Here is a 5,037-nt window from a genome sequence, read left to right as displayed (position 1 = left end):
TCGCCGCGGCCCGGGCGGCCGGCGGCGACTGCTGGCGGCTCCAGGCCCGGCACGCCGGGGAGCCCGACCGGCCCCGCACCGACCGCTCCGAACAGGCCACCCGCACTCCCGATCACGGACCGGATGCCGAACGTGACCGTTCGGGAAAGGCGGGTAGTCTGTCGGCCTGTGTCGGCCGGGACCCATTCACCCAGCCGGTCGTGTCCCATACGCCTGCCACTGTGGCCGGGTCGCGCGACGTGCTGTCCTAGCCGACCGCCTGCGCTCGGCCGGGCGAAAACGTGCCTGAGTAAGGTAAACGCATGACGACGACCAACTTCCGAGTTCCGGTAACCAAGGCCGTGGTGCCCGCGGCCGGACTGGGCACCCGTTTCCTCCCGGCGACCAAGGCCACCCCGAAGGAGATGCTCCCGGTCGTCGACAAGCCGGCGATCCAGTACGTCGTCGAGGAGGCCTCCGCCGCGGGCCTGTCCGACATACTCATGGTCACCGGCCGCAACAAGCGCGCCCTGGAGGACCACTTCGACCGCGCCTACGAGCTGGAGGAACTGCTCGTCCGCAAGGGCGACGAGCAGCGCCTGGCCCGGGTCCGCGAGTCCGTCGAGCTGGCCAACATGCACTACGTCCGCCAGGGCGACCCGAAGGGCCTCGGTCACGCCGTCTCGGTCGCCGAGCAGCACGTCGCCGGCCAGCCCTTCGCCGTCCTGCTCGGCGACGACCTGATCGACCCCCGCGACCCGCTGCTCGCCCGCATGATCGAGGTGCAGCAGCAGCTCGGCGGCTCGGTCGTCGCCCTGATGGAGGTCGACCCCTCCCAGATCCACCTCTACGGCTGCGCCGCCGTCAAGGCGAACGGCTTCGGCGAGGACGTCTTCCAGGTGACCGACCTGGTCGAGAAGCCCGAGCCCGGCGAGGCCCCGTCGAACTACGCCGTGATCGGCCGCTACGTCCTCGACCCGCTGGTCTTCGACGTGCTGCGGGAGACCCCGCCCGGCCGTGGCGGCGAGATCCAGCTGACCGACGCCCTGCGCGAGCTGACCCGCCGTGAGGCGGCGGACGGCGGCCAGGTGCACGGCGTGCTCTTCAAGGGCCGCCGCTACGACACCGGCGACCGCGCCGACTACCTGCGCGCTATCGTCCGTCTGGCCTCCGAGCGCGAGGACCTGGGCCCGGAGTTCCGTTCCTGGCTGCGGGAGTTCGTCGGTTCCGAGATGCAGGCCTGACACAGGACCGACCACGACAGAGAGCGAGCCGCCGATGACCGGGTCCACCGAGCACAGCACCACGCCCAGCGCCTGTTGCGACGCCGGAGCGGACCCGGCCCCGGCGGCCCCCCGGCTCTGGACGGTGGACGAGCACCTCGCCGACGTGCTGGCCGCGGTCGGCCCGCTGCCCGCGATCGAGCTCCACCTGCTCGACGCCCAGGGCTGCCGGCTCGACGAGGACGTGACCGCCGACGGCGACCTGCCGCCCTTCGACAACAGCTCGATGGACGGCTACGCGGTCCGCACCGCCGACACCGAGGGCGCCACCGACGCCTACCCGTCGGTGCTCTCGGTGGTCGGCGACATCGCCGCCGGCGCCGACCGGCTGCCCAAGGTCGGCCCCGGCCAGGCCGCCCGGATCATGACCGGCGCCCCGCTGCCGCCCGGCGCCCAGGCCGTCGCACCGGTCGAGTGGACCGACGGCGGCACCGGCACCGGGGTGGCCGCAGCCGCGATGACCGCCCCCGTCCCGGACGAGGAGGTCCGGGTCCTGCGCCCGGTCACCGAGGGCGCGCACATCCGCCGCCGCGGCAGCGACGTCGCGGCCGGCACCCGGGTGCTGGAGGCCGGTACCCGGCTCGGCCCCGCCCAGCTCGGCCTGCTCGCCGCGATCGGCCGTCCCACCGTGAAGGTCCGCCCGCGTCCTCGGGTCGTGGTGCTGTCCACCGGCAGCGAGCTGGTCCAGCCCGGCCGACCGGTCGGCCCCGGGCAGATCGCCGACTCCAACAGCTTCACCCTGACCGCGGCCGCCCGGGAGGCCGGCGCCATCGCCTACCGGGTCGGCGCCGTCCCGGACGAGGCCGACCGGCTGCGCGCCGTCCTGGAGGAGCAGCTCGGCCGGGCCGACCTGATCGTCACCAGCGGCGGGGTCAGCGTCGGCGCGTACGACGTGGTCAAGGAGGTCTTCGAGTCCTACGGCGGGGTGGACTTCCGGCGCCTGCGGATGCAGCCCGGCAAGCCGCAGGGCTTCGGCCGGATCGGCGGCGCGGCCGGGGTGCCGCTGCTCGCACTGCCCGGCAACCCGGTGAGCGCCTACATCTCCTTCGAGCTCTTCGTCCGCCCGGTCATCCGCACCATGCTCGGGGCCACCGACGTGCACCGCCCGGTCGTCCGCGCGCTCTGTCCGGTGGCGCTGCGCTCGCCGGCCGGCCGCCGGCAGTTCCTGCGCGGCCGCTACTCGGCGGCGGACGGCACGGTCGAGCCGGTGGGCGGCGCCGGGTCGCACCTGGTCGGCGCGCTGGCCCGGGCCGACTGTCTGATCACCGTCCCCGAGGAGACCACCGAACTGCCGGCCGGCAGCGAGGTGGACGTGGTGTTGCTGGACTCCTGATCAGCTCCCCGGACCGGGGAACGGTACGGTAGCGCGGTATTCGATCTGCGCGCCTCTGGAGTTACCCGTGACGACACCTCCCCCCGGCGACCGCCTCACCCACGTCGACGACCAGGGCGCGGCCCGGATGGTCGACGTCTCCGAGAAGGCCACCACCGCGCGCACCGCCGTGGCGGCCGGCCGGGTGCGGGTCTCCCCGCAGGTGGTCGAGCTGCTGCGCGGCGAGGGCGTGCCCAAGGGCGACGCCCTCGCGGTGGCCCGGATCGCGGGGATCATGGGCGCCAAGAGGACCCCGGACCTGATCCCGCTCTGCCACCCGATCGCGGTCTCCGGCGTCAAGGTCGACCTGGCCGTCGCGGACGACGCGGTCGAGATCACCGCCACCGTGAAGACCGCCGACCGCACCGGCGTCGAGATGGAGGCGCTGACCGCCGTCGCGGTGGCCGGGCTGACCGTCGTCGACATGGTCAAGGCGGTGGACAAGGGTGCCACGATCGAGTCCGTCCGGGTGCTGAGCAAGACCGGCGGCAAGAGCGGCGACTGGTCCGCCCCGGAGGTGGACGCATGAAGGCGCTGGCCGTGACGGTGTCCAACAGGGCCTTCGCCGGGGTCTACGAGGACAGGGGCGGCCCGCTGCTGGTGGCCGGCCTGACCGCGATGGGCTTCACCGCCGACGGCCCCCGGGTCGTCCCGGACGGCGACCCGGTGGAGGCCGTGCTGCGCGAGGCCGTCGCGGCCGGCTACGACGTCGTGCTGACCACCGGCGGCACCGGCATCTCGCCGATGGACCTCACCCCCGAGATGACCGCCCGGGTGATCGACCGTCAGGTCCCCGGCATCGCCGAGGCCATCCGTGCGTACGGCCGGGAGAAGGTGCCGACGTCGGCGCTCTCCCGCGGGCTCGCCGGGCTCGCCGGACGTACCCTGATCGTCAACCTGCCGGGCTCGACCGGCGGTGTCAAGGACGGCCTGGCCGTCCTGGAGCCGCTGCTCGCCCACGCCGTCGACCAGCTCGGCGGCGGGGACCACCCCCGGACCGACGCCCCAGCAACCGGGGCTCCAGCATCCAGGAGAGGGCACTGAACGCCGGCTGGCCGGTAGAACTCCACGAGGGGGAGGTCGTGCTGCGCCCGATCCGGGCCCGCGACCAGCGTGAGTGGCAGGAGGTGAGCCGCCGCAACCGGGACTGGCTGCGCCGCTGGGAGGCCACCGTGCCGCCCGGCCCGGCGGGCCAGGTGGCCGGCCCCCGTCCGACGTACCGGCAGATGGTCCGCTTCCTGCGCGGCGAGGCCTCGGCCGGCCGGATGCTGCCCTTCGTCGTGGTCTACAAGGGCCAGCTGGTGGGGCAGTTGACCGTCGGCGGGATCACCTGGGGATCGATGTGCTCGGCGAACATCGGGTACTGGGTGGACGAGACGGTGGCCGGCCGGGGCATCATCCCGACCGCCGTGGCGCTTTCGGTGAACTACTGCTTCCGCACGCTCGGACTGCACCGGATCGAGGTCTGCATCCGCCCGGAGAACGGCCCGAGCCGGCGGGTGGTGGAGAAACTCGGCTTCCGTTCGGAGGGAATCCGTCCGCGCTATCTCCACATCGACGGCGACTGGCGGGACCACCTCGTCTACGCGCTGACCGACGAGGAGGTCCCGGAGGGGATGCTGGAGCGCTGGCGGGCGCTCAGTTCCGGGCGCGAGCCAAGTAATTGAATATATGTTCGAAAGAAATATCGATCTGGCATCGGCGGGGCACCGGACCCCCACAAATACCGGCAAAATAGTCGGAGAATCAGCTTGATCACACGACACGCCGCACCAAATTGCTGCCAGGCCTTCCCCGGCGCCCGTACGGTGTGAATCGTGAGCAGTAGCGGCCTTATCTACGCCGTCATCGTAGGGGCCTGGGCCGCCTATCTGGTGCCGATGTGGCTCCGCAGGCAGGACGAACTCAACGAGGCGCGCCCGACGGAACGCTTCAGCACCGCCATCCGCCTGCTGGCCGGGCGTTCGGCGCTGGAGCGGCGGGCAGCCCGGGCCCTGGGCGACGAACCGCGTGACGGCGAGCAGAGCAACGACGGCCCTCCCGAACGGGACGAGGCCACCTCCGGCGACCCCGCGCGGGAGCCCGAACCTCCGGTGCAGCGCCCGGCCGAACGGTCGGCCCCCGAACCGCGGGCCGGTGTCGAGCGCCGGGCGCGTCTGCTGGCCCGCCGGCGCCGGATGGTCACCGCCCTCTTCCTCTCCTTCGCGCTCGGCGCGGTGGTCGCCGCGGTGGCCGGACTGGCCTTCCTTTGGGTCCCGGCGGTCCCGGCGGTCCTCCTCACCCTGTACATCGGCCACCTGCGCAAGCTGGAGCGCCAGCGGTACGAGGTGAAGCTCGACCGGGTGCGGGCCGCCCAGGCGGCCGAGCGGCTGCGCAAGCGCGAGCAGCAGCGCGCCGTGGCCT

At 73.2% G+C, this 5,037-nt stretch carries 5 protein-coding genes and 1 pseudogene; all 6 read left to right on the top strand.

What is annotated here, in order from left to right:
* The first annotated feature begins 302 nt into the window (after positions 1-302).
* Positions 303-1,223: a UTP--glucose-1-phosphate uridylyltransferase GalU gene (gene galU, locus KS423_RS38145; protein ID WP_224284322.1), complete on the top strand. Its 921-nt coding sequence runs from the start codon at positions 303-305 to the stop codon at positions 1,221-1,223.
* 34 nt (positions 1,224-1,257) lie between these two features.
* The gene (gene glp / locus KS423_RS38140; RefSeq protein ID WP_224284321.1) at positions 1,258-2,595 is read left to right on the top strand and encodes a gephyrin-like molybdotransferase Glp; all 1,338 of its coding nucleotides are present in this window, start codon (positions 1,258-1,260) and stop codon (positions 2,593-2,595) included.
* A gap of 127 nt (positions 2,596-2,722) precedes the next feature.
* On the top strand, positions 2,723-3,163 hold the full coding sequence (gene moaC, locus KS423_RS38135) for a cyclic pyranopterin monophosphate synthase MoaC (protein WP_263455674.1): 441 nt from the start codon (positions 2,723-2,725) through the stop codon (positions 3,161-3,163).
* Positions 3,160-3,678, top strand: a complete 519-nt coding sequence (locus KS423_RS38130) for a molybdenum cofactor biosynthesis protein B (RefSeq protein ID WP_224284319.1) — start codon at positions 3,160-3,162, stop codon at positions 3,676-3,678. The genes moaC and KS423_RS38130 overlap by 4 nt, the downstream gene beginning before the upstream one ends.
* Positions 3,675-4,301, top strand: coding sequence for a GNAT family N-acetyltransferase (locus KS423_RS38125; RefSeq protein ID WP_224284323.1), 627 nt, complete (start codon positions 3,675-3,677; stop codon positions 4,299-4,301). Before KS423_RS38130 ends, KS423_RS38125 begins: the two co-directional genes overlap by 4 nt.
* Before the next feature lie 150 nt (positions 4,302-4,451).
* Positions 4,452-5,037 (top strand): annotated as a pseudogene (locus KS423_RS38120) (hypothetical protein); the annotation flags it as partial.

This window comes from Streptomyces sp. LS1784, assembly GCF_020103755.1.
Classification (GTDB): domain Bacteria; phylum Actinomycetota; class Actinomycetes; order Streptomycetales; family Streptomycetaceae; genus Kitasatospora.
The sequence above is the reverse complement of the archived record's forward strand: the minus strand, read 5'-3'. Positions and strand labels throughout refer to the sequence as shown.

What these genes read in the sequence shown, in the direction of transcription:
- KS423_RS38130 (WP_224284319.1), top strand. Translation starts at nt 3,160, where the DNA reads ATGAAGGCGCTGGCCGTGACGGTGTCCAACAGGGCCTTCGCCGGGGTC.
- moaC (WP_263455674.1), top strand. Translation starts at nt 2,723, where the DNA reads ATGGTCGACGTCTCCGAGAAGGCCACCACCGCGCGCACCGCCGTGGCG.
- glp (WP_224284321.1), top strand. Translation starts at nt 1,258, where the DNA reads ATGACCGGGTCCACCGAGCACAGCACCACGCCCAGCGCCTGTTGCGAC.
- galU (WP_224284322.1), top strand. Translation starts at nt 303, where the DNA reads ATGACGACGACCAACTTCCGAGTTCCGGTAACCAAGGCCGTGGTGCCC.